Annotated in this window: 15 protein-coding genes; 8 read left to right on the top strand and 7 right to left on the bottom strand. The window is 56.1% G+C overall.

Going from position 1 to position 22283, the window contains the following annotated elements:
- Window positions 1-10: 10 nt before the first annotated feature.
- On the top strand, window positions 11-1000 hold the full coding sequence (locus VN12_RS12790; protein WP_205855024.1) for a D-2-hydroxyacid dehydrogenase: 990 nt from the start codon (window positions 11-13) through the stop codon (window positions 998-1000).
- Window positions 1001-1024: 24 nt separating this feature from the next.
- Here VN12_RS12790 and VN12_RS12795 read toward each other — a convergent pair whose 3' ends face one another.
- Window positions 1025-1816: a polyprenol monophosphomannose synthase gene (locus VN12_RS12795; RefSeq protein WP_146677209.1), complete on the bottom strand. Its 792-nt coding sequence runs from the start codon at window positions 1814-1816 to the stop codon at window positions 1025-1027.
- 2 nt (window positions 1817-1818) lie between these two features.
- Complete coding sequence (gene gyrA, locus VN12_RS12800; protein WP_146679903.1) at window positions 1819-4557, bottom strand: DNA gyrase subunit A; 2739 nt, start codon at window positions 4555-4557, stop codon at window positions 1819-1821.
- Between the two features lie 404 nt (window positions 4558-4961).
- On the opposite strand from gyrA, the gene VN12_RS12805 reads away from it, so the two are divergent.
- Together VN12_RS12805 and VN12_RS12810 are read left to right on the top strand one after the other, a co-directional pair.
- Window positions 4962-6173 (top strand): serine hydrolase domain-containing protein, encoded by a 1212-nt coding sequence (locus VN12_RS12805; protein ID WP_205855025.1) that lies wholly within the window; start codon window positions 4962-4964, stop codon window positions 6171-6173.
- Entirely contained in the window at window positions 6170-6868 is a 699-nt protein-coding gene (locus VN12_RS12810; protein ID WP_146677210.1) for an orotidine 5'-phosphate decarboxylase / HUMPS family protein, read from the top strand. The genes VN12_RS12805 and VN12_RS12810 overlap by 4 nt, the downstream gene beginning before the upstream one ends.
- Here the strand turns inward: VN12_RS12810 and VN12_RS12815 are convergent.
- Window positions 6846-8030 (bottom strand): glycosyltransferase, encoded by a 1185-nt coding sequence (locus tag VN12_RS12815; protein WP_168164380.1) that lies wholly within the window; start codon window positions 8028-8030, stop codon window positions 6846-6848. The genes VN12_RS12810 and VN12_RS12815 overlap by 23 nt on opposite strands.
- Window positions 8031-8111: 81 nt before the next feature.
- Between VN12_RS12815 and VN12_RS12820 the strand changes: the two genes are divergently transcribed.
- A complete protein-coding gene (locus VN12_RS12820; RefSeq protein WP_146677212.1) occupies window positions 8112-10028 on the top strand; it encodes a hypothetical protein in 1917 nt (638 codons plus the stop codon).
- On the opposite strand, the gene VN12_RS12825 is transcribed toward VN12_RS12820, so the two are convergent.
- From VN12_RS12825 to VN12_RS12835, 3 genes are all read right to left on the bottom strand, one after another.
- On the bottom strand, window positions 10003-10389 hold the full coding sequence (locus VN12_RS12825) for an Hpt domain-containing protein (RefSeq protein ID WP_146677213.1): 387 nt from the start codon (window positions 10387-10389) through the stop codon (window positions 10003-10005). The genes VN12_RS12820 and VN12_RS12825 overlap by 26 nt on opposite strands.
- Before the next feature lie 198 nt (window positions 10390-10587).
- Window positions 10588-12102, bottom strand: a complete 1515-nt coding sequence (locus tag VN12_RS12830) for a carboxypeptidase M32 (RefSeq protein ID WP_146677214.1) — start codon at window positions 12100-12102, stop codon at window positions 10588-10590.
- Window positions 12099-15596: an organic solvent tolerance protein OstA gene (locus VN12_RS12835; RefSeq protein ID WP_146677215.1), complete on the bottom strand. Its 3498-nt coding sequence runs from the start codon at window positions 15594-15596 to the stop codon at window positions 12099-12101. Before VN12_RS12835 ends, VN12_RS12830 begins: the two co-directional genes overlap by 4 nt.
- Window positions 15597-15819: 223 nt before the next feature.
- Here VN12_RS12835 and VN12_RS12840 point away from each other — a divergent pair, with 223 nt between their 5' ends.
- Window positions 15820-16056 carry a hypothetical protein gene (locus VN12_RS12840; RefSeq protein WP_146677216.1) on the top strand — a complete coding sequence of 79 codons (237 nt, stop codon included), beginning with the start codon at window positions 15820-15822 and terminating at the stop codon, window positions 16054-16056.
- Here the strand turns inward: VN12_RS12840 and VN12_RS12845 are convergent.
- Window positions 16053-16475: a diacylglycerol kinase family protein gene (locus tag VN12_RS12845; protein ID WP_146677217.1), complete on the bottom strand. Its 423-nt coding sequence runs from the start codon at window positions 16473-16475 to the stop codon at window positions 16053-16055. The two genes, VN12_RS12840 and VN12_RS12845, sit on opposite strands and share 4 nt — an antisense overlap.
- 40 nt (window positions 16476-16515) lie before the next feature.
- On the opposite strand from VN12_RS12845, the gene VN12_RS12850 reads away from it, so the two are divergent.
- From VN12_RS12850 to VN12_RS12860, 3 genes are all read left to right on the top strand, one after another.
- Window positions 16516-17424 carry an RluA family pseudouridine synthase gene (locus VN12_RS12850; RefSeq protein ID WP_146677218.1) on the top strand — a complete coding sequence of 303 codons (909 nt, stop codon included), beginning with the start codon at window positions 16516-16518 and terminating at the stop codon, window positions 17422-17424.
- Window positions 17425-17760: 336 nt separating this feature from the next.
- Complete coding sequence (locus VN12_RS12855; RefSeq protein ID WP_205855026.1) at window positions 17761-20955, top strand: DEAD/DEAH box helicase; 3195 nt, start codon at window positions 17761-17763, stop codon at window positions 20953-20955.
- On the top strand, window positions 20948-22126 hold the full coding sequence (locus VN12_RS12860; RefSeq protein ID WP_146677220.1) for an acetate/propionate family kinase: 1179 nt from the start codon (window positions 20948-20950) through the stop codon (window positions 22124-22126). Before VN12_RS12855 ends, VN12_RS12860 begins: the two co-directional genes overlap by 8 nt.
- Window positions 22127-22283 lie beyond the last annotated feature (157 nt).

Genomic DNA, 22283 nt, shown 5'->3' on the forward strand with positions numbered 1-22283 from the left:
GGGAACGAACATGTCGATGCACCCGACTCGGTCAACTACGATCTGGACCAATGCAAGCTTCCCTGCACCCGTGGAAAAATTCTTGCGGGATGCGCTGGGTTCCCATCGCCTGATCGTCGCGAACCAGACCAGCAGCTCGAATTTAGTTGGCAGCCCTGCAGATCCTGCACTAGCCGAGGCTCAGATCGCATTCGGTCAACCCGATGCGCAACAGCTGCTGCAATTGCCCCAAATCCGATGGGTTCATTTAACATCCGCAGGATACACGGCCTACGATCGAGAGGATTTGAGAGAAGCATTCCGAGCCCGCAATGCTTCACTAACCACCAGTTCCGGCGTTTACGACGAACCGTGCGCGGAACATGTTTTTTCCATGATGATGAGCCTCGCTCGCCAATTGCCCGCATGCCTCGACGAACAGCGCACCAACCGAGCTTGGTCGGCCGCCCCAATCCGGCGAAATAGCTTCCTGCTCCGAGGCCAGAAAGCCATCCTGTTCGGTTACGGAGAAATTGCCAAACGGCTCGTCGAGCTCCTCGCCCCCTTTGAAATGGAAATCGTCGGGGTGCGTCGCAAGCCGAAAGGGAACGAATCCATCCCCATCCTGTCGCATGAACAAGCGGACAAGTGGCTGGGAAACGCCGATCATGTGATCAACATTCTTCCTGCGAACCCGAGCACCCAAGGCTACTTCGATCGAAACCGTCTGGCTCGATTGAGCCCTGGAGCCATCTTCTACAACATCGGACGCGGAAACACGGTCGATCAAGAGGCACTGGTCGACCTGCTCAATGGCTCCCACCTAGCAGCCGCTTATCTGGATGTCACCACGCCGGAACCACTCCCCGCGGAGCATCCCCTCTGGACCGCGCGAAATTGTTTTATCACACCCCACTCCGCCGGGGGCTTTCGGGAGGAAATGGAGGGTTTGGTGAGACACTTCCTCGAAAACCTAGCTCGATTCGAACAGAACGAGCCCTTGAAGAACCGAGTGATCTAATCGCATCAATGCGTCCGCCCCTCGCTACTCGCTTCTCGATTTGTTTTTTGTTGATCGCAATCGGGCGACACGGTGCAGGGAATCGATGGTGGAGAGTGCTTCTTTCATCGAGATCTTCGAGTCCCCTTGTTGCCGTTCGGTATAGACGATTCCAACTTCCGTCCAGCGATTGCCTTGATCGATCAAGTGCCAAAGGATTTCTTCGAGGAACCCATATCCTTTGCCGTGAATCGAAGTCCAATCCAGTCGAGCCAGTGCGGCGACTCGATACAGGCGATACGCGCTGCTGCAATCTCGGACCTTCCAACCGACCACCCAGCGCGCATACGCATTGGCGCATCGACTCACGAAGATCCGCTTCCAGGAACAGCCTTCTAAACCACCTCCCTCGACATATCGCGATCCGATTACCAAATCGTGCGCAGGGCGTTGAGCAAGCAGTCTGGGGATCGCAGCGGGATCATGGCTTAGATCGGCATCCAAATTCAGTACCCAATCGTATTGGTTCTCGATCGCGTATCGCATGCCAGCGCGAATAGCTGTCCCCAGCCCCAGTTTTCCAGGTCGATGAATCAAGAAAGTATGGGGTCGCGACTCACTTTTTGCCTTCACCCATTCGGAGGTCCCGTCGGGCGAGTTGTCATCGACGACGAGAATGTCGCTCCCTGGTAGGACGGCATCCAACTTATCGAAGAGGGTCGGGAGATTCAGCTTCTCGTTGTAAGTGCATACGAGAACCAGCAGTCGCTCCCCCTCGACCATCCCTGCCGAAGCAAGGCTGGCATCGGCGGTCGCTTCAAGCTTCTTGGGTTCCAACCTTATTCACCTTCGGAGGCGTCCGATACATCGGACTCGGAAGTGGATTCGGGCAGCGACTCATCGATCGGCAATTCGGAAACGGGAGCGATCGGTGCCGATGCGGCTTCAATCTCCGATGGATCGATATCTTGGGATGGAACCCGAACGATCGCGGTGAGCGAATCGCCTTCGTCCAAGCTCATAATCCGGACCCCTTGGGTGTTGCGGCCGATGACGCTAACGTCCTTGACCGCGATCCGCTGGATCTTGCCCCGGGTGGTCATCATCAAGACTTCATCAGAATCGTGCACCGCAGCGATCCCAACCACCTTGCCGTTCCGTCTTGTCGCTTTGATGTCGATGACACCCTTGCCACCTCGGCGTTGGGTTCGATAGCGATTCGCAGAGCCTAAATCTTCGGCTTCCGGTTCCTCGACGGGGACCTCTTCTTCGATCAAGCCATCTTCCTCGGATCCTTCGTCGGACATCGGCAATTCCTTGCCAGCCATCTCATCGCCTGGACCGAAAGTGGTTCGCTTTCCGTAGCCAAACTCGCAAGCGGTAAGAAGGGTCGCTGTCGGATCGGCGACCACCATCCCGACCACTTCGTCACCCTTTCTCAGCGAGATACCCTTTACGCCGGACGTATTGCGCCCCATCGGGCGTGCATCGCTTTCGGAGAATCGAATCGCCATCCCTGTCGAGGTCGAAAGTACGATCTGGTCGTTCGGCTTGGTGATGACCACATCAACCAATTCATCGTCCTCTCGAAGCTTGATTGCGATGATTCCACCTCTCTTCGGACGGCTGTATGCCTCCAGCTCGGTCTTCTTTACAATCCCCTTCTTGGTACCCATCATGAGGAAGTGGCCGGGTAGGTCAAAGTTTCGTACGACAACGCAGTCGCGAATCTTCTCGTCTGGGGAAAGGTTCAACAAATTGACGACGGCCCGCCCGCGGCTCTCGCGGCTCATCTGCGGGATCTCCCAGACCTTTTGCCAGTACACCTTTCCTTGGTTGGTGAAGAACAGGAGGTAAGCGTGGGTGCTCGCAACAAAAAGATGCTCCACGGGATCCTCTTCCTCCGCTCGCATCCCCGCGATTCCTTTGCCTCCCCGCTTTTGGGCGCGATAGGTGGTGGCCGGAATCCGCTTGATGTAGCCTTGGGTGGAAATCGTGACCACCATGGTTTCCTCGGTGATGAGGTCTTCCATGTTGTAGTTCCCGAGTTCTTCGTCATCGATCACGGTCTTTCGATCGGTTCCGTATCGACGGGAGATTTCTTCCAGGTCGGCGCGGATGATTCCATAGATCCGTACAGGATCGCCTAGGATATCGCGGTACTCGGAGATTTCATCTAGCAATGCCGAGTGTTCTTCCGCCAACCTTTCTTGTTCCAGTCCAGCCAACTGGCCGAGAGTCATGCGCAGAATGGCGTCGGTTTGCACACTGGTCAAGCGATAGGTGTCGCTTATGCCGCGTTCCAGTTGGAAATCGGTATAGCCTCGATCGCCCAACGCTCGCTCCATCATCGATGCGGGACATTCGACCCCCATCAGTTTTTCCTTCGCTTCGGCCTGCGTGCGACTGTTGCGGATGATCTGGATGATGTGATCGATATCGGCGAGAGCCAGCAGCAGCCCCTCCACGACGTGCTTTCGCTTTCGAGCCGAGGCGAGCAAGAACTGCGTGCGTCGCCGGATGACGATAACGCGGTGTCGCAGAAACTCCTGCATCATTTCCTTGAGGGTCAACTCGCGAGGCTTTCCGTCCACGAGTGCCAAAAGGATGATCGAATGGGTTTCTTGCAGTGAGGAAAACTGATAAAGCTGATTGAGAACGATATGAGGATCGTGACCTTGCTTGAGCTCGATCACAATTCGAACCGGCTCTTTCAAATCGCTTTCATCGCGAATGCCGGAGATGCCTTTGATCTTGTCGTTGCGAACCAGGTCGGCGATCCGTTCCACCACGCGATCACGGGCTTGCTGGAATGGGATCTCTCGAACGATCAACCTCGCCTTTTTGCCTTCTTCCACATCGACGCGAGCGCGCACCACGATCGTCGAGCGTCCGGTGTTGTAGGCTTGTCGGATGGAGTAGCGTCCGCAGATGATCCCGCCGGTCGGGAAGTCGGGACCGGGGACGATTTCGCACAGTTCGCTGATCGAGATCTCGGGATCTTCGATCATGCGGATCAATCCGGCGCAGATCTCTCGCAAATTATGCGGAGGGATGCTGGTCGCCATCCCCACCGCGATGCCTTGCGCGCCGTTGACGAGCAAGTTCGGGAATTTCGATGGCAGGACGACGGGCTCGGTGCGCCGTTCGTCATACGTGGGGATGTAGTCGACCGTATCCAGCTTCAAGTCGTCCAGCATCATGGCGGCTGGGGGAGCCAATCGGGCTTCGGTGTATCGCATGGCCGCCGCGGGTAACCCTGCGATCGATCCAAAGTTCCCTTGCTTGTCGATCAACACGTGGCGCATGTTCCATTCCTGCGCCATGCGGACCAGGGTCGGGTAGATGATCGCTTCCCCGTGCGGGTGGTAGTTACCCGACGTATCGCCGGCGATCTTCGCGCATTTGACCCGGGCGGCACCAGGGGTAAGGCTCAAGTCGTTCATGGCGACCAAGATCCGGCGCTGACTCGGCTTCAACCCATCTCGAACATCCGGTAGCGCCCGGCTGACGATAACGCTCATCGCGTAGGTCAAATAACTATTGCGGAGCTCGTCCTCGATCGCCTCCTCGATCATCCGCTCACCGGGCCCCTCGCCATCCCCCCCACCATCCGCATTGGGAAGGTTCGAAGGATCGTTGGGATCAAAATCGTCGGGTGGCAAATTGGACACGGGTACAAACCGATCTGCTGGTTAGGGTCAATGCAGGGACTCAGCAATAGCTGGAATCCGCCACTTTCAATCACGCTTTCGCCGATCGCCTTCGCGACAGCCAAAAAGCGTCTCAATTTCCAATTATTTCCAAGCTTTTTTGCACTCAGAAGGAAGTTGGAATTCTACCCGATCCACCCCATTTTCACAATCGCGGCCCCCCCATGCGCTCGCCCGTGCGCCCACCCGCGTGCTCGCTCCGATCTAAAGCCTTATACTCTCACCTTCCACCCCCACCGTTTCATCGCACTTCCACGAGGAAGACTTCCATGCTGCCACGTTCCTACCAAAAACTTCCCGCGATTGTGCTTTGCTGTTTCGCAATGCTCGGCAACCTTGTGCGCGCCGACGAACCTGCGCGCGCTGGCGAGTTCCCGTCTCTGAGCAAGCCCATCCAGGAACTGATGGAGGAGTACCAAGCGATCGGGCTCGCTGTCGCCGTCGTCCGAAATGGCGAACCCGTCCACGCCGAATCGTTCGGTCTTCGAAGCCTCGAAACGAAGGAGCCGCTCCGCGCCGAGGACCTCTTTCGAATCGCGTCGATTTCCAAGTCCTTTTCGGCGACCGCGGTGATGCAATTGGTCGAAGCGGGCAAACTCCAGCTTTCCGATGACGCCGGGGACTTGGCCGGATTCTCTATCCGCAACCCAGAGCACCCGGATACACCTATCACGTTGAAGATGCTCCTCTCGCACTCCTCGAGCCTGAACGACAGCCAAGGCTATTTCTCGCTCGACGTGCTGGATCCGTCGAAAGCCACCTACGCGCCGAAATGCTTCAGTCCCAAAAAACCTGGAACGGAACACCGCTACTGCAATCTCAATTTCAATTTGATCGGCGCGATCATCGAACGCGCTTCGGGGGAACGATTTGATGACTATGTCGCGAATCATATTCTCAAGCCTCTTGGACTCACCGGCGGCTATCGCGTCGACGCGCTCGACGCCGATCGCTTCGTGACGCTCTACGAATACGACTCCAACACGAAGTCCTTCACGCCATCACCCAACGCTTATCACCCTCGTCGCGAAGAGATCGATCGCTATGTGTTCGGTTACAGTACCCCTATCTTCTCTCCTACGGGTGGAATGAAAATCTCCGCCTCCGATCTGGCTCGGTACATGACGATGCACATGCAGATGGGCGAAGTGGACGGCGTTCGCATCCTTTCCGCCGAACATGCAAAACTCATGCAGACTCCCGTACTCGAGTCCTCGGGTTACGGACTCGCGATCACCACCACCAACAAACTCATTCCCGGACAAATGCTCAAGGGACATACAGGGTCTGCGTACGGACTTTACAGCATGATGTTCTTTCATCCCGAAAAGAAGTTCGGATTCGTTCTCATCACCAACGGCTGCAATCCAAAACAAAGCGAAGGACAAACCGAATTCATGAATAGGGCGGCTAGGCTCGTCTATCGAGAATGGATTCAACCCTCGCGAAACATTCCTCTTTCCAAGACCGAGTCCCCATGAAACCGATCGTACAAATTTCGCTGGATCTCACCAACATCGATGAAGCCCTCGAAACCGCCGAGATGGCGATGCGGGCCGGAGTCGATTGGCTCGAGGCAGGCACCCCGCTCATCCTGGCAGAAGGGCTGCACGGAATCCGCGCTCTGCGCAGCCGCTTTCCAAACGTCCCCATCGTCGCCGATCTGAAGACGATGGACGGCGGATACCTTGAGGCCGAGATGATGGCCAAAGCAGGTGCGACCCATGTTGTCGTCATGGCGCGGGCTCACGAAGAAACTGTGCGGTGCGTGGTCAAAGCGGGCAAGGACTTTGGGGTCAAGGTGATGGGGGACAATATGATATGCCCCGACATGGTAGCCGGCGCCAAATGGCTAGAAGACCTTGGGTGCGACTATGTGATCCACCATATCGGATATGACGAACGACGGGGAATCGCGGCTCGCGGCCATCGTATGCCCAGCCCGCTCGATCAATTGCGCGAGGTGGTCCAAGCGGTAAAAATTCCCGTCCAAGCGGTCGGTGGACTGTCGCTCGAGCAAGCCGTAGCATGCCCCTCCTACGGCGCTCCGCTGGTCGTATTAGGTGCCCCACTCACGATCGACGCCGATTCGTTCAAAACCGCTTCCGGGGACTTGGAAAGTTCGCTTCGGTTGATCTGCGAAAAAATCCATGCTAGTGAGACCCGCGTCTTCTAAGGGATTCGAATAGATCGGACAACTCGCCGATCCATCGGTCCATGCTGTGGTTTTCAAGAATGTATTGGCGAGCTGCCTCGAGAGGGGCTAGCCATGGATCGGGATCTGAGAATCGCCGGCGCATTGCATTCGCAATCTCCGTCGCGCTGCACCGCGCTACCAACTGACCGAGCCCCGTACGCCGAAATAGTTCTCCCGCTCCCCCGGGTGTATTGGTAGCGAGTACGGGGACACGACATAGCATGGCTTCCAAGACCACGTTGGGGAGCCCCTCGTAGAGCGAAGGCAGGACCATCAAATCCGATTTAGCCAAAAGCGAGTAAGGGTTCGCTTGGACACCGTGAAACAGAACGCTACCCCGAAGTCCGAGTGAATCGGTCAAGGACTCTAGTTCCTTGCGCAGTACTCCATCTCCTACCAAGTGGACCACAACGGGAGGTGCATCTCCTTGTTCCACAAATTTTTGGTATAGCGCCATGGCTTCGATCAAGTATCGATGTCCTTTCTCATCGCTCTGGCGACCGATCGCAATGACCTGTTTACAACGAAGGTCCAGCGATGAGTTTTCCCACGGCATCTGGGCAGACGATTCGATCCGCTTGACATCGATAGGGCTAGTAACGATTCGGAAACGTTCTCGGGGGATGTTGTAAAACAATGCCGCGCTCGCAGCGGTCTCCGATCCAACAGCCAACAAGCCTTGAGCAGAAAGATAACTGCGCCGGAGCGCTCGTTTCTTCCAAGCGAGCCAGCGCTTTTCGCTTCGGACAACATCTTCGTTGGGAGGGGAAACCAGGGTGGCGATGCGAGGCGTCTGAGTCCGTTTGGCAGCCGGGCCCGCGATCAATGCCATGTGAAAGAGTCTGTCGTAAACCAAATCGACCGGGTGCGATCGAAGATGCTGCGTCAAGTGTCGGACTTGATCGGCAAAGATTCTTCCGGGCCAATTCCAACGAGGTGGGGACCGATCTCCCCAATAGGAATAAACCGCTACATCCTCGGGCACTTCTTCGAGCAAACTCCCTTTCGGGTAAAGGAGGTACAGCGAAAGGTCGAAGCGCGATCGATCCAAGTACTGCATTAGATAAAGCATTTGACGTTCGCTACCGCCCGCCTCCATCGACGAAGAGCACAGGAGCAAACGTGTGCGATTTGGATTCACCGACATTCTCGATCCGCTAAACTGGAGCGAGGCCCCTCGACAGAAAACGGGTCTCCCGAATTCTCAAGCAGCCCATACCCCATGACCATTCCATTTCCAAGCATCGATCGGCGCCAGTTCGTTCAAGGGCTCGCGGCACTGGCTTCGATACACCCTGCTGCGATTGTAGCGGCTTCTTCGACCTTCGCGGGCGGTTCGCTGGGGTTCCACGCAGATCCGGCGACCACCCCCTCCAGCACCCCCTCGCTCCTCCCTCTGCCCAGCGCGGAGCCCTTTTTCGAGTGGTTAACGGATCGAACACAAAGTTTGGAGTCGAGTTCCCCTGCCTGGGAACCTCTTCGCTCCCTCATCGCATCCCTTCGCATACCGCGGGATGGGCGAAGTCGCTTTCTCATGCCGCGAGCCCGCACAGTCGGTAGACGACTCACGACGGCTTGGGAAGCCGCGTTCCCTAGTTCCGTCGATCGCGAAACTCTCCAGCGGTATCTCATTTCGCTCGACGGCGATATCCAAATGGAAATCGAACGAGCTCAAACCGCGAATCAGCTAGATCAGGCTTCGCGCTGGAACTGGCTTCGCGCAGGCTTCGCAACCCTTCGCATCCCCCAAGCGGAAGTGAGATGGCCTCCCGCCGAGGCGATCCTCACTCCCCGCCGAGTTCGCGCTTCGTCCAAAGGATCTCATCCCATCACCGGTTGGCCCGCATCGGCTTACCAATTGATTCAAACACCCCACTTCGATATCGCCTTCCAGGGCCGAAGCCAAAATGGAGCCGAAGTCGCCGAGTACTGTGAGCTCGCCTTTGCGTTGTGGCGACAAATGTTTTTCGAATACGCCCGATCGAATGAACAAACGGGCGCACCGAATCTCTCGTCGCGAGAACGCCCCTTTCAAGTCGTCATTTTCCGATCTAGAGATGCTTATTTGAGCGCCCTCGCGAGCAGCGTTCGCAACGTGGCTCTTTCCAACGGCTACTACAATCCATCGCAATCGGTTTCGTTGTTTTACCTTGAGGGACCGAGAAATTTCTCGACCCTCGTTCATGAACTTACCCACCAATTTTTCTCAGAAGCTTCGGGGCAACCTGTTGTTTTTGATTCGGACCAAACACCCGGTTTTTGGGCGGTCGAAGGAGTGGCTTTGTTCATGGAGTCTCTTTCAGCGCTGGATCTCGGGACAGCGTTTCTCATCGATATCGGCGGTTGGGATTCCAATCGATTGCAGGCGGGTCGATATCGATTGTTGCACGATCAAATCTGGTTTCCCTGGCAAGAATTTGGAAATGCGAATGGATTAGCGTTTCGCGATGCTCGGGACTTGCCTAAGCGATATAGCCAAGCCTGCGGACTGGCTCACTTTTGGATGGAGCAGGGCGAATCGTCCATCGGATTCCGGGAACATTTGGCGAGGCTTTACCATCGCGGGGACGCCCAGAGTTGGTCGCCCGGAAGCGACGAGGAACTGACGAAGAACTACGCCACCTATTTGCAGAAGAGCCCATTTCTCGAGGAAGATTATCTCCCTCACACCGATCGCAACGAATTGGTCTTGAGCCGCTCACCCGTGACGGCCGATTGGTTGCTGAAATGTCTCGGTGGGAGAACCCAATGGAACTCGATCGATCTCTCGTTCACCCAGATCGACGATGCCGCATGGCTCGCCCCTGACACGACATGGGATCTCGTCCGATTGAATGTCGAATCAACCGCCATCAGCAATGGTGCGCTGTCCGGGATCGCCAAAATGCCTCGGCTTCAAGAATTGGATCTGTCCCATTGCAAAATCGATAGCGACGGAATGGAGTCGCTCCGGAATCACCCGCAGCTCCAGACCCTTTGGATCGCGGGGACTGCGGTCGATGATCGAGCGCTCAGCGCGCTGCGTGAGATCCCAAAGTTGGCGGCGTTGCATGCTGCCGGGAGTCGCATATCTGCCTCAGCGTGGAATCAGCTGATGCAAGCGATACCGAGACTTAAGAAGAACTCGACGGCACCTTGAACTCGTCCAGAGATGCTTTCTGAATCTGTGCAGACTGCGTAAAGAGCTCTACTTGGTACTTCATCAAATCGATTTCCGCCGCGAGTTGACCCAATCGGTTCTTTCGCGCGGACGTTTCAATTTGAACAGCCGATTGATGGATCAATTCGATCCCCAACCGCTTCGCCGACGACTTCAATCGGTAGGCGACGCTGGCGACGGTGAGCGAATCCTCGCGGTGGACTTGACGCTCGAGTACCTCCATGTCGTGCTGCAAGGTCTCGACAAAACCTTCTATTTCGTGCAGCGCAGATTCGATGTCTCCCTGATGTCGCTCGATGAGCGAATCGAACTCAGAGAATGTGGTTCGTTGTTTGGACACGATGCTTGTTACCGACAACTGATTACCCGATGAAGTGAGTGGTGTTGCCTACCTCCGCATCGGGCCTGCAGGGAGACCCGCAAACGTAGGTTTGCAATCGCGATCGAAGGAAGTTTTCTGGCGACAGATCGGAAAGTCGCCGAGGGAGAGGCCGCACAATCCACAAAGTCAAACCAAACCGAAAAGGAGATCACACCATTACCTAGCCTCGGCCCCCGTTCGTTTCTTGGTCAAATCGTTTAGAAACGGCTGGGCAGATAACGGAACTCCGTTGGCCCTCTGCATCAGTTCATGCGGCAGGTACGAGCGTCCGTGGACATGTACTTTTTCACGCAACCACGCGAGAAGGGGCTGGAACTCGCCTCGCGCGAACATCGATTCCAGATCTCCCAAATCTCGGGCAGCAGATTCCATCAATTGCGCCGCGTACAGGTTCCCCAATGCGTAGGTTGGAAAGTAACCGATGAGCCCGGCCGACCAATGAACATCCTGCAATACCCCTTCGCCGTCGTGGGAAGGCTCGATGCCCAAGTACTCGCGGTACCGGTCTCGCCACAAACTCGGCAGCTCCTCCACCGGCAAACTCTCGTCTATCAACCGCTTCTCGATTTCAAAGCGAATAAAGATGTGAAGGTTGTAGGTCGCCTCGTCCGCTTCGATGCGAATCAAACTCCGTTCGACACGCCGAAGGTCCGCGAGGATCTGATCGATCGATACTTGCGACAACCCGGGTAAATAGCGGATCGCTTCGGGATAAAGCCACGTCCAAAAGCCTCGCGAACGTCCGACCAAATTCTCCCAAAGACGGGACTGCGACTCGTGGACTCCGAGCGATGCAGCAGCTCCAGCGGGGAGCCCATGCATTGCGACGGGCAAGCCCTGTTCGTACATCCCATGTCCCGCTTCGTGCAGGACGCCATAGAGCCCACTGCTGTACGAATCCACATGGTATCGGGTCAAGATGCGGTGATCATGCGGGCCCAGCGTTGTGCAGAACGGATGCTCCGTCTCATCGAGCCGACCTCGATCAAAGTCAAAGCCGATCTTCTCGGCCACCCAACGGGATAATGCTCTCTGACCGTCGATTGGAAAATCGGCCGCGATCGCCAAGTGACTCGGATGCCTGGCTTCTCTTTCCAAAGCCTCGCGGACAAGTGGGATCAAGGACGCGCTCAGCTCCGTGAACACCTTTTCTACCTGGGAGGAGTCCGCCCCTTCTTCGTATTGATCGAGCAAACTGTCGTAACGAGTTCGATTGGGCTTTTGCAAAATCGAGGCCTCCTCGCGTCGAAGGTTCACGATCTCCTCCAAGGCACTGCGAAACATTCCAAAGTCCCGCTTCTGCTTCGCTTCCACCCAAATCTGCTGGCCTCGCGACGTGGCCCGAGCCGTCGCCATCACCAACGCCTCGGGCAAGAGAACGTTCTTCTCGTAGTCGCGTAGAAGACCGCGTACGTTCGCTTGATCGACAGCACTCAGATTCGTCATCGCATCCGAAGACGACAATGCTCGGAGCCAATCGCCATACGCTGGATCCGTCTGCCGCTGATGCAGCCATCCACTCAATTGAGTCACTTGCTCCGATCGGAACTCTCCGCCCTGAGCCGGCATGTACGTGTGGTGATCCCATTCGAGCAACGCGAGGGTCCCGCTCAGAAGGGAGGCTTGCCGCGCATGCTCGTAGACTTGTTCAATCAACTTCTGGGACATCATTCCAATCCGTACAATCCAGCGGGTGCAATGGCCTGACCACCTGCTACACCGAGTCCCCGTCGCTGGAAGAAACGAGGTTCGAGAGCAAACTGGAAGGAGACGTTGTCACGACCGTAGTCGATCGTTGCTCCCACTCGGAACAGAAACGATTCACCGATGCGCGTGATACCGAGGGACTGACCGATATTCCCGATCGCACTAAAGTCGTAGGAGGCCCCCCCGGTCGCGAGCCACTTTTCGTTCATGCGATAGTTGACCGTGGTCGTCAACAAGGTGGAGCTGATGGGACCTTCCAAACTGGTCACGCCAAGATAGGCCTCGCCTCGCCCGGGACGGTTGATGACGCCGCCGATCGTCGTCGCCTTGAGCCCGTTCTCGAAGAGATCGTAGTAACCGTCGCTAACCAGCGTGACTCGGTCCCCAATGTGATACCGGAAGTCGTAATTGATACCGCCGATCGTCTCACCGAAGTTATCCCGATCCTTGTCCCCAAAGAGAATGGCATCGACGTCGAACTCGACGACGTCTGCAATTCGCTCTTGTCCGGCAGCCCCACGTTTGGTCTGCAACCGCTGGTGAAGCCCAACACGAGACTGCATTTGATCGGTCACAATTTCATTGCTCCCAGCAGTGACATAACGCTGCATGCTCTGGCGGGCTGCATAATAACGAGCATCAAACTCATCGGGCAGGGTTCCGCCGAAGGTGTTGAATACGAGCCGGCGTCGGAAATGCTCCTGCGCGTTGTCATCGAGTGGGTTGAACAGAGGAAGCAGATCTAGGTCCTGCGTCGTGTCCGCGTACAAGAACTGGCTCTCCATGCTGATCTTGTGGGACAAACCATTGAGATTGAAAACCGTGCTCTGCACGTCGGGAAAAACTCTCCAAATAGGAGTCGACGATCGCCAACCAGCCTGTCCCGTCAATCGCGTCAAACTATCGCCGTTGACATCTTCCCCCCAATAAGCTGCCTCTCCTGACACATAAGGCACGATCTTGCTGATCCCGGTATCGATGGGCAGATTCAACTCGTGCCGCGTCATGGCTTGAATGCCCGATGCGTCGACTTCGTTAGGCTGCAATTGAAACTTGGCCGCGTCCGCTGCATTCGTGGGAGTCGACGCGGCGCGCTGCCTCGCATACCCCACATCGCTATGGGTGTAATAGGTGAAATACGGACCGAGAGTCTGCCCCAGCCAATAGTGATCCAAACGAGGCAACCAACTGGTCTCCGTATGGAAGTCGTTCACTTGGAACTGCGCAGAAACATCGAGCATCTGATTATCGAGATACTGCCGCAATCGAAGTCCAGTCGTGAGGTCCTTTTGCGTATCCCACTCCTGCTCGAAGTACTGTTCCTGGAAATTGCGATCGCTCACCCATCCCCCTTCAGCCCAGAACTCGGTGTCGGGTGCAAGCAGCTGTCGATGGCGGAACAAGAGCCTGCCCCGAGTTAGCTCCTCAGGGGTCAAATTCGTTCGATCGACCCCGAGAATGTCGAGCCCCTTATCCCGTATCCCCCAGAAGTCGACAATGCCATTGGCCGAGCCGCTGGGGAATGCATCAGGAACGTTGTATTGAAACTGGGTACCAATCCCTAGTCCGCGTTTCTCGAGGTAGTCGGTCGAAAGGGTCCAACTGGTTCCGTCGAAGGCTTGAATTCCAAAAATCTGATAGAGATTCCAATCCAACAAAACTTGGCTGCCAAAGATCTGATCATTCCGGACCTTGAGCCCTGTCAGATAAAATCCAGATGTGTCGACATTGGTATCCAACACAGGCCAGTAAAAGACGGGGAACCCCTCGAGGTATACGAAATTATGGCGAGCCCGCGCTTTCATCCCGGTTTCCCCGCTCGATGAACCTGGAAACGGACGACCGAACAGAACTCGCTGCGGCTCTTGGCTCCGGTCGCTGAGTTCGATGCGGTCCGATTGGAGCCAGTAACGGGGAACACCGAGGCGACTGCTAGTCAATGCCGCTTGATGGGCCAAGAAATTCTCACGCGAACGCTGCTGCACCACATCAGCCTTGATCCGAAGAATTCCTTCGTATTGGGGTGCATCGGTCAACAATTCGGCACCGAGGATCATGCCGTACTCCGACTGCACGTTGTAATACATGCGCTCGGCATAGACCCGTCTCGCCCCTTGTTGAAACACGACGTTCCCCTCCAAGTAAAGCTCGACCGGCATGTCATCCACTTTGCCTGAGATGAGTTTCTGCAAGTTCGAAGTCCAAACCACGGCGCGATCGGCTTCGATCAAAACGGTCCCCATATCGAGCACGCCATCGGCCGTTGCTAACGTCGTGTCTTGAAAGCGCAATCGAATCCCCCCGGAGAAGGTGAGGACCGAGTCCCCTCGTTCTGGACGGTTCATCATTTCAAATCGAGGTTCAATTCCACCTCGCCCGGAAAAATCAAAGCGTCGGGCGCCAAAGGGTCTCGGCGCCGCAGCGCTCGGATCGCTCATAGCAACCGGCGCCGCGACGGGAGCCGGTATTACCACTTCCGGCCCCGGTGCACCAATTTGAAATGCATTGACGTCGGAACCAGCCGGCGTGCGGTTTGGCAGAAGGGAAGGGGCAGAACCATTGCTGGGGACAGCATTGCTCGGAGTCGGCACACCGGTTTGCGAGGGCTGCGCTCCATAGGGGCCAGGCAATGCCCCCGCGTCGATCACCGTCCCTCCCATGCTCGGATTGCCGATGATCATCCCATTGCCACTTGTTGCACCGAAGCTATTCGACGAAGCGGGGGGGGGAGGGGTGAGAAAAGCCGGATCGCTTGACATCTGCGCAGCGAGCTTCACACGCATTTCGGAGTCCGCACTCGTCCATGCTATGGCTGGCTCCACCGACGAAAGGCTTTGAGCAGATAGAGGTGACGTCAAATCGGGGGGTGGACCTGTTGGCTCCAGCCAAACGTCGGCCCGAGTCTCCAGCTCATAGTGGCTGAACAACCTTCCCATCCATCGATCGTCATGCAGGGACTGGCCATCACCAAATCGGACCTCGCAATGCCCCTGGGACTCGACGATGTACTTGAAGGCTTGGGTCTCGTACAAGCTTTCCGGTTGCGAACGATCGATCCAAATCACGACCCGATCCGCGGTGTGAACGAAGTTGCCTTGGTAGATGCGAACTCCGCCCTGGAACGTGAGGACCTCATAAACGCCTTGTTTCTGACGAATCGCCTCGCGAGCAAAAACACTGATCGAGAATTTGGGATCCGCCAACGGAACCCCGATTTCCTTGGCCACGGCGGCCGGCCAAACCGAATTTCCACCTGCGATCGCCAGCAGAAGAAGGAGCCACCCGATCACCCACGCGGTGGCTTGCCCACTCGCTCTCGGCCCCTCAGTGCGCAACCCGATCCAGAACCCTGCTGCCGGCTGGCAACAAGACTGCAAATCGGTCGCGGCCTGGCGTCGGCGAAATACCGGCCGCGGCTGCGATTGTTTCGCAAACAGCTGGGTTGGAATCCGTTCCACTCCCGAACAAAAAGGCTTCGTTGGCCCGATTCCGCACGGGCGCTTCTCGGCGGGAGTATAGAAATGGCAAAATTTCGCCTCAAGACGAAGGTTTCATTAAAGAGTTAGAAACCAATAGGACGACGAAAAGAAATCCTCAAACCCCATGTTCAAACCATCCCGCAGCTTGCCAGGGCCCTCAACTCACCCTAGCTTACCAAGCTCGCGGTCGACCGAGAGCATCATGTCGAATTTGGATTCCTTGGCAATCCACCTGATCCGCGCGGGTCAGTGGTCGGAGGCGGTCTGCCTCTATCGAGACGAATTGGGACTCTCTCTGCCGCAGGCGGAGCAGCTCGTCCTCCGCATCGCGGAAGAGTACGACCTGAAACACCCAGGCCGCTTGCTAAGCTGGCTTTGGATCGCCCTCGGAGGATTCTCCATTCTCTGCATGGTCGCCTTCATCGACTGGTTGAACTAATTCCAGCCCAGCAAGGGTGGTCCCAACACGCATACCCCGACCGCGATCGCGATCCCCGCCGCTAGCAAAACCGTCCCCGCCGCCACATCCTTGGCGTTTCGAATCAATGGATCGTACTGGGGAACCGCCGCGTCTGCCAAATACTCGATGGCCGTATTGAGTCCCTCTGCCACCCACACTAGCCCGATTGCTAGCAAGAGCAGGACGCATCGCACGGTATCGATGCGCATCCAAAGGGCGACTCCTAGAACAGACATTGCCGCTACCAAGTGAAATCGAGCGTGGGTGTGTTCGAAAAGGTAGATGCCAATCCCTCGCACTGCGTGATGGAAACTACTTCGCTTAGGCAGCAACCATCGGTTGGCTTTTCTTAACGCATCGCGTTGCCGATTTCCGTCCTGTTCCGCGCCGTGGCCCATAGTTTCCTCTTCGAGATTTCTTGATTACTGTACAGCTATTATGCTTCGCAATGACGGCTACTGCTATGTTCACCAAGTTCAACGACCGCCGGGGGGTGAGCGACTCGTTGATCATTTAGCCGGGGAATTTCCGCATTCCAACGCCGACCTATGGATCGAACGCATCCGGGCTGGCGAGCTTTCGATCGATAACAAGCCTGCTCAACCGGAATCGGTCGTGCTGCCTGGCAACGTCATCCGATGGAATCGCCCGGGATGGCAGGAAGAGGAAACGCCCCAACACTTTGAGGTCTTGTACGAAGATCGCGACATTCTCGCAGTCAACAAGCCAAGCGGCCTCCCCACTCTTCCCGGTGCTGGCTTCTATCAAAACTCCTTGCTGATGAAGGTGCGCGCTCGCTTTCCATCGGCTCAGCCTCTGCATCGATTGGGAAGAGCCACGTCGGGAGTCGTGCTTTTCGGATTGCACCCACAATCCGTTCGAGCTCTGACCATCCAATGGCCGGAGACGAAGAAAATCTATCGGGCGCTCGCGCAAGGAATCGCAATGGCTGATCGCTATGAAATCGATCAACCGATCGGCCCTCTATCGCACCCGCGGTTGGGGACAGTCCATGCAGCCTCTGACTCTGGAAAACGAGCAAAGAGTATCGCCGTTGCACTCGAGAGACGAGAAAGCGAAACGCTTTTTGAAGTCGAGATTGAAACAGGACGTCCCCACCAAATACGCATTCATCTGGCATCGATCGACCACCCGCTCGTAGGGGACCCTCTTTATGGGAGAGGCGGAGTTCCCATCGACAGCCATCCGGGACTGCCAGGGGATGGCGGCTATCTGCTGCATGCCATGCAGCTGCATTTCTCCCATCCGACGACGGGCGAATCGCTCGAGTTAGTCGCACCTCCCCCAGCATCCCTGTCCATCCTATCCCAAAGCCAGAGCAGGTAATCGAAGCAACGTTTCGATCTCGCCGTTCGGCGCTTCAATGGGCTCTGCGATTCAATGGGCGTACGCCTCGTTTTGTTTACTCGCTCAGGGATAGCGGAGGTGTTACACTAGCGGCTTGAATAGGCGGGCGGCCTGCATGGGTGGGCTGCCTGCATAGGGAGGCGCCCGCCTCTCCGGAGCTACGATCGCACAGGGGAGTCTTCATTGTCAGGGAACAGACCAAAACCAGACACCAGGAATCTTGAGGATTTTCGAAAGCGCTTTGCAGAAGCCTTGACCGACCGGGTCCAAGATGGCTCTTTTCCGATTCCGTCAAAATCGAACAGCGGTTCGCTCTTGAGCGAATGGCAAGAACGTGCCGAGCAGGCGTTCACCAAGCTCCAGCTCTTCGATCGTGATTATGGAGAAATGCTCATCACGATGACATATCTCTTTGTCAACGCTTCCGGTGAAATCGTCGGAGAACTAGACACCCCTGACTCGGAAGCTCGGGTCTACTTGCGTCTCGACCCCACGAACCCTGTGGCTAAGTGCGATTGTGGAGCATCGTCCCCTCGCCATTACTGTGTGCACATTCAAGTATTTGCGAACGAATTGCTTCTCGATCTGGACGACGACGACTCTTACCTCTCGTCCCTCATCATTAGGAAGAGATTTAACCCTGGCTCACCGAATCTCGTGAGGTTCGCGACCGATCCTGGTGAGAAGACGCTTGCACTCCTGGATAGCTTTGCCAAATACTCCATACCCATGCTCCCCCCCAGCGGGGAATTACCGGATCTGGAGCAAGCGCCGGTGGCGAGACGATTGGTCTGGTCTATCGAAACGACGGACGGAAAGCTGAAAGTCCATCCGCTTCTGCAAACCATGAAGAAGACAGGCAAAGGATTTAGCAAGGGTAAGAAACTCCCCTCGCGCACTCTGAAGTTCGACCATTTGGACATCCTGACCCCTTTGGACCTCAAAGTGCTTCGGACCGCAGACGAAAGCATGTACGATTGGAATCCTTTCTCGTTGCAAGCAATTTCAAAACTTGTCAATGCACCGAATGTGGAGATCGATGAGAGGCCAGGAAAGATCCAGAATAGAATGTTCTATCTCTCCGTGACGGAACAGGACGATTCTCTGTCGTTCAGCTTGACTGGAGAAACGGACTCGCTGAGTGGCATGAAATATTATTTCACTCCGCATGGATTGTTCGTTTACGATTCCTACTACCCCATGATCTACGTGGCCCAATTGACGAGTTCGCAACGGGACGTCATCGAGCACTTGCTCGCGCAACCTCCGATTCCGATCCAGTACAAAGAGAACTTGCTCTCGCGACTCTATGCCCTCCAGAAGAATCTTCCCGTCGTGCTCCCTGAAGAGATCGCGGGTCCGAAGCAACGCGATCCCGGAAACATGCTCCTTCTACTCCGCTCACGAGCCGATGGACAACTGGATTTCGGCGTTCGGGTCCGAACGCGGTCGGGCGCTATGACTTACCCGGGCTCCCAACCTGCCATCACCTCCGGAGTTCTTGAAGGGAAGCCTGTTCAGTGGGTGCGTTCTACGGACGAAGAGCTTCAAAAGGCCGAGGCGCTTTGCGCATCGCTGGGAATCAAGCCCTCGGGTGAAGCTCCATTCACAGGAACGATTTCGGAACTCAATGATGCACTCATGTTTCTCGAAAATCTGGAACTGCATCGAAAGGAAATCGAAGTGCTCTGGGACAACAAGAGTGCCAAGGCCCCGAAGTTCATCGGTTCTATCAGCGCTTCCCAGCTTCGTATCGACGTCTCCTCCAAACGGAATTGGTTCGGGATCGGGGGCGAATGCCAGGTCGGGGATGAAAACCTGACGCTGCAGCGCCTCCTGGAGAAGCTCGATGGAACCACCAACCCGCTCCTTGGCGACTACACACAGATCGGAGAAGGGGAATGGGTCCGCATCGAACAAAGCCTCCGTGAGAATCTGCTCCAACTCAAAGGCGCATGCCATACCGATCGCAAATCCCTGATCATGGACGGTTCTGCGGCCCCGGTTCTCGAATCATTGGATGGCATGGGGATCCAACTGAAGGCAACCAAAGCTTGGCAGGAATGCATGCAGAAGATGCTGCGAGCCCAACAGCTTGATCCTCCCTTGCCTGACGGATTCTCAACATTGATGCGAGATTACCAAACCGAGGGCTTCAAGTGGATGAGTCGCCTCGCGGAATGGGGGATCGGCGGAGTACTGGCCGACGATATGGGACTGGGAAAAACAATCCAAACGCTCGCCGTTCTCGCTTCGCGCGCGGCGGAAGGTCCGACGTTGGTCCTGGCCCCGACCTCCGTCGGATTCAATTGGATTCGGGAAACCAAACGGTTCGCCCCATCCCTGACTCCCATCATGTATCGAGAATCGGATCGACGCGAGCTTCTCGAAAATTTAAAGCATGGGGATCTCGTCGTGAGCAGCTATGCCATCGCGCTGCGCGATGGCTCCGAACTGGCGAAGGTCCAGTGGGGAACGTTGGTGATGGATGAAGCCCAGGCGATTAAAAACGCGCGAAGCAAAACGTCTCAAACCGTATCGACCTTGAACGCGAAATGGACGATTGCACTCACCGGAACCCCGATGGAAAACCATCTTGGAGAGCTTTGGAGCCTGTTCAGCGTCGTCGCACCAGGTGTTCTGGGCGGCTGGGAATCGTTCCGCACCAAATACGCTGCTCCGATTGAAAAGAATGGGTGCGAACGCTCGAAACGATTGCTCGCCGATCGTCTCAAACCCTTTATTCTGAGGCGAACCAAAGAACAGGTTCTCCAAGAGTTGCCACCCAGGACGGAGTCGGTACTGTACGTCGACCTGAGCCCTGCGGAACGATCGCAGTATGAGTTGGTGCGTCGAACCGCAATCGGAGAACTGCAAAACCTGGTGACCCTTCCCGATCAAAAGGATCAGCGGTTCAAAATCCTCTCGTTGCTTACCCGACTTCGCCAGTTCGCCTGCCATCCTGGTATCGTGAACAAGAAATGGGATCGTTCTTCGGCCAAACTGGACCAACTCTGCGAGACGCTCACCAATTTGCGAGAAGAAGGTCACCGTGCACTCGTCTTTAGCCAATTCACCGAACACCTTGGCCTCATCCGCAAAGCGCTCGACGAGCAAGGCATTTCGTACGAATACCTTGACGGTTCGACTCCCGCCGCCGAACGGCAACGTCTCGTGGATGCCTTCCAAAACGGTAATAGCACGGCCTTTTTGATCTCCCTCAAAGCTGGGGGGACAGGTCTCAATCTGACGGCTGCCGACTACGTCATTCACATGGATCCATGGTGGAACCCAGCGGTCGAGGATCAAGCGACGGATCGGGCGCATCGATTCGGACAAGACAAACCGGTCATGGTCTATCGCATCGTCGCAAAGGATACGATCGAAGAAGAAATCCTCGCGATGCACGACACCAAAAGAGACTTGGTCGAAAGCGTTCTTGACGGTACTGGGGCTGCAGGCAAACTCTCCACCCAAGACCTCGTATCCCTGATCCAAGGGAATGGATGACCGAACCTCGATGGAGCCAATCGATCACCAAAACGTCCTCGTTCTGAATGTGGGGAGCACCTCGCTCAAATATGCGGTCGTCGAGCCGCTATCGGGTAATAAAACGCAACGAGGACTGGTCGACCGGATCGGTCAGCAGGATGGAGAAGCTCCGAATTACGAGGCAGCCATCGAACAGATGTTAGCTCAAGTCGATTTCCGATCCATTGGCTCGATCGGGCATCGCGTAGTGCACGGGGGCTCTTTCTTCCCTGCTACAACGCGCGTCACCTCCGACGCCATCGCGGCATTACGACTCCTGGATCCTCTTGCTCCGCTCCACAACCCTCCGGCTAGGCAAGTCATCGAGTGGATGTGGAATCGATTTCCATCTCTACCTGCGGCAATGGTCTTCGATACCGCTTACTTTGCAAAGCTTCCAGAGATGGCGACTCGCTACGCCGTCCCAGACAATTGGTACCGCGAATACGGAATTCGACGCTACGGAGCGCATGGCACATCGCATGAGTTCGCGATCCAACGCGCGCTAGAAACGATGCAGAGGGAGCTCCCTACGGCGATAGGCCCTCGCCGTATCCTTTCGTTGCACCTAGGTGGCGGCTCGAGCATTACCGCGTCGCTGGATGGCGTTCCTATCGATACCTCGATGGGTTTTACTCCGCTGGAAGGGATCGCGATGGGGACCCGAAGCGGGGACATCGATCCCGGCGCGATCTTCTACATGCAGAGGCAACCAGGCTGGAATCCTGACAAGGTCGAGTCGGCACTTCTTCGCGACAGCGGCATGCGAGGACTCTGCGGAGACTCGGACATGCGAACGATCGAAGCGCGCGCAGATGCGGGCGATCCCAACGCGACCCTGGCTATCGACCACTATGTCCGCCGCATTCAAAAGTGCATGGGGGGATATGCCGTGCTGATGGGAGGGATCGATGCGATCGTCTTCACGGCGGGCATCGGTGAGAACTCTCCCCGCATTCGCCGCTCGGTCATGGATCGGTTTCGGTGGCTTGGGTTCGAGCTGGACGAGAAACAGAATGTTGCACCGAACTGGCGAGAAGGAATTGCTAGATTGACCCCTCGAAATCGGTCGCAATCGGTGTTTGCCATTCGCACCGACGAAGAATGGGCGATCGGCCGCAGTGCGATGTCTGTTGGTCGCGTTACCTAAATCTCCCAGACATTCCTGCGATGAAGTAGTGGAACCATGGTGCTGTGGCGATCCGACTATCGATCGATGGGTGAGGGCTAAGTCCTCGGAGATCTCATTCGATTCGCCAATAAAAAAACCTCAGCCGTTTGCAAAGCAAACGGCTGAGGTTGGAATT

Source organism: Pirellula sp. SH-Sr6A (genome assembly GCF_001610875.1).
Lineage (GTDB): Bacteria > Planctomycetota > Planctomycetia > Pirellulales > Pirellulaceae > JBKCUI01.

What these genes read in the sequence shown, in the direction of transcription:
- VN12_RS12850 (WP_146677218.1), top strand. Translation starts at nt 16,516, where the DNA reads ATGCTTCGCAATGACGGCTACTGCTATGTTCACCAAGTTCAACGACCG.
- VN12_RS12790 (WP_205855024.1), top strand. Translation starts at nt 11, where the DNA reads ATGTCGATGCACCCGACTCGGTCAACTACGATCTGGACCAATGCAAGC.
- VN12_RS12820 (WP_146677212.1), top strand. Translation starts at nt 8,112, where the DNA reads ATGACCATTCCATTTCCAAGCATCGATCGGCGCCAGTTCGTTCAAGGG.
- VN12_RS12845 (WP_146677217.1), bottom strand. Translation starts at nt 16,475, where the DNA reads ATGGGCCACGGCGCGGAACAGGACGGAAATCGGCAACGCGATGCGTTA.
- gyrA (WP_146679903.1), bottom strand. Translation starts at nt 4,557, where the DNA reads ATGATCGAGGAGGCGATCGAGGACGAGCTCCGCAATAGTTATTTGACC.
- VN12_RS12805 (WP_205855025.1), top strand. Translation starts at nt 4,962, where the DNA reads ATGCTGCCACGTTCCTACCAAAAACTTCCCGCGATTGTGCTTTGCTGT.
- VN12_RS12810 (WP_146677210.1), top strand. Translation starts at nt 6,170, where the DNA reads ATGAAACCGATCGTACAAATTTCGCTGGATCTCACCAACATCGATGAA.
- VN12_RS12840 (WP_146677216.1), top strand. Translation starts at nt 15,820, where the DNA reads ATGTCGAATTTGGATTCCTTGGCAATCCACCTGATCCGCGCGGGTCAG.
- VN12_RS12860 (WP_146677220.1), top strand. Translation starts at nt 20,948, where the DNA reads ATGGATGACCGAACCTCGATGGAGCCAATCGATCACCAAAACGTCCTC.
- VN12_RS12830 (WP_146677214.1), bottom strand. Translation starts at nt 12,102, where the DNA reads ATGATGTCCCAGAAGTTGATTGAACAAGTCTACGAGCATGCGCGGCAA.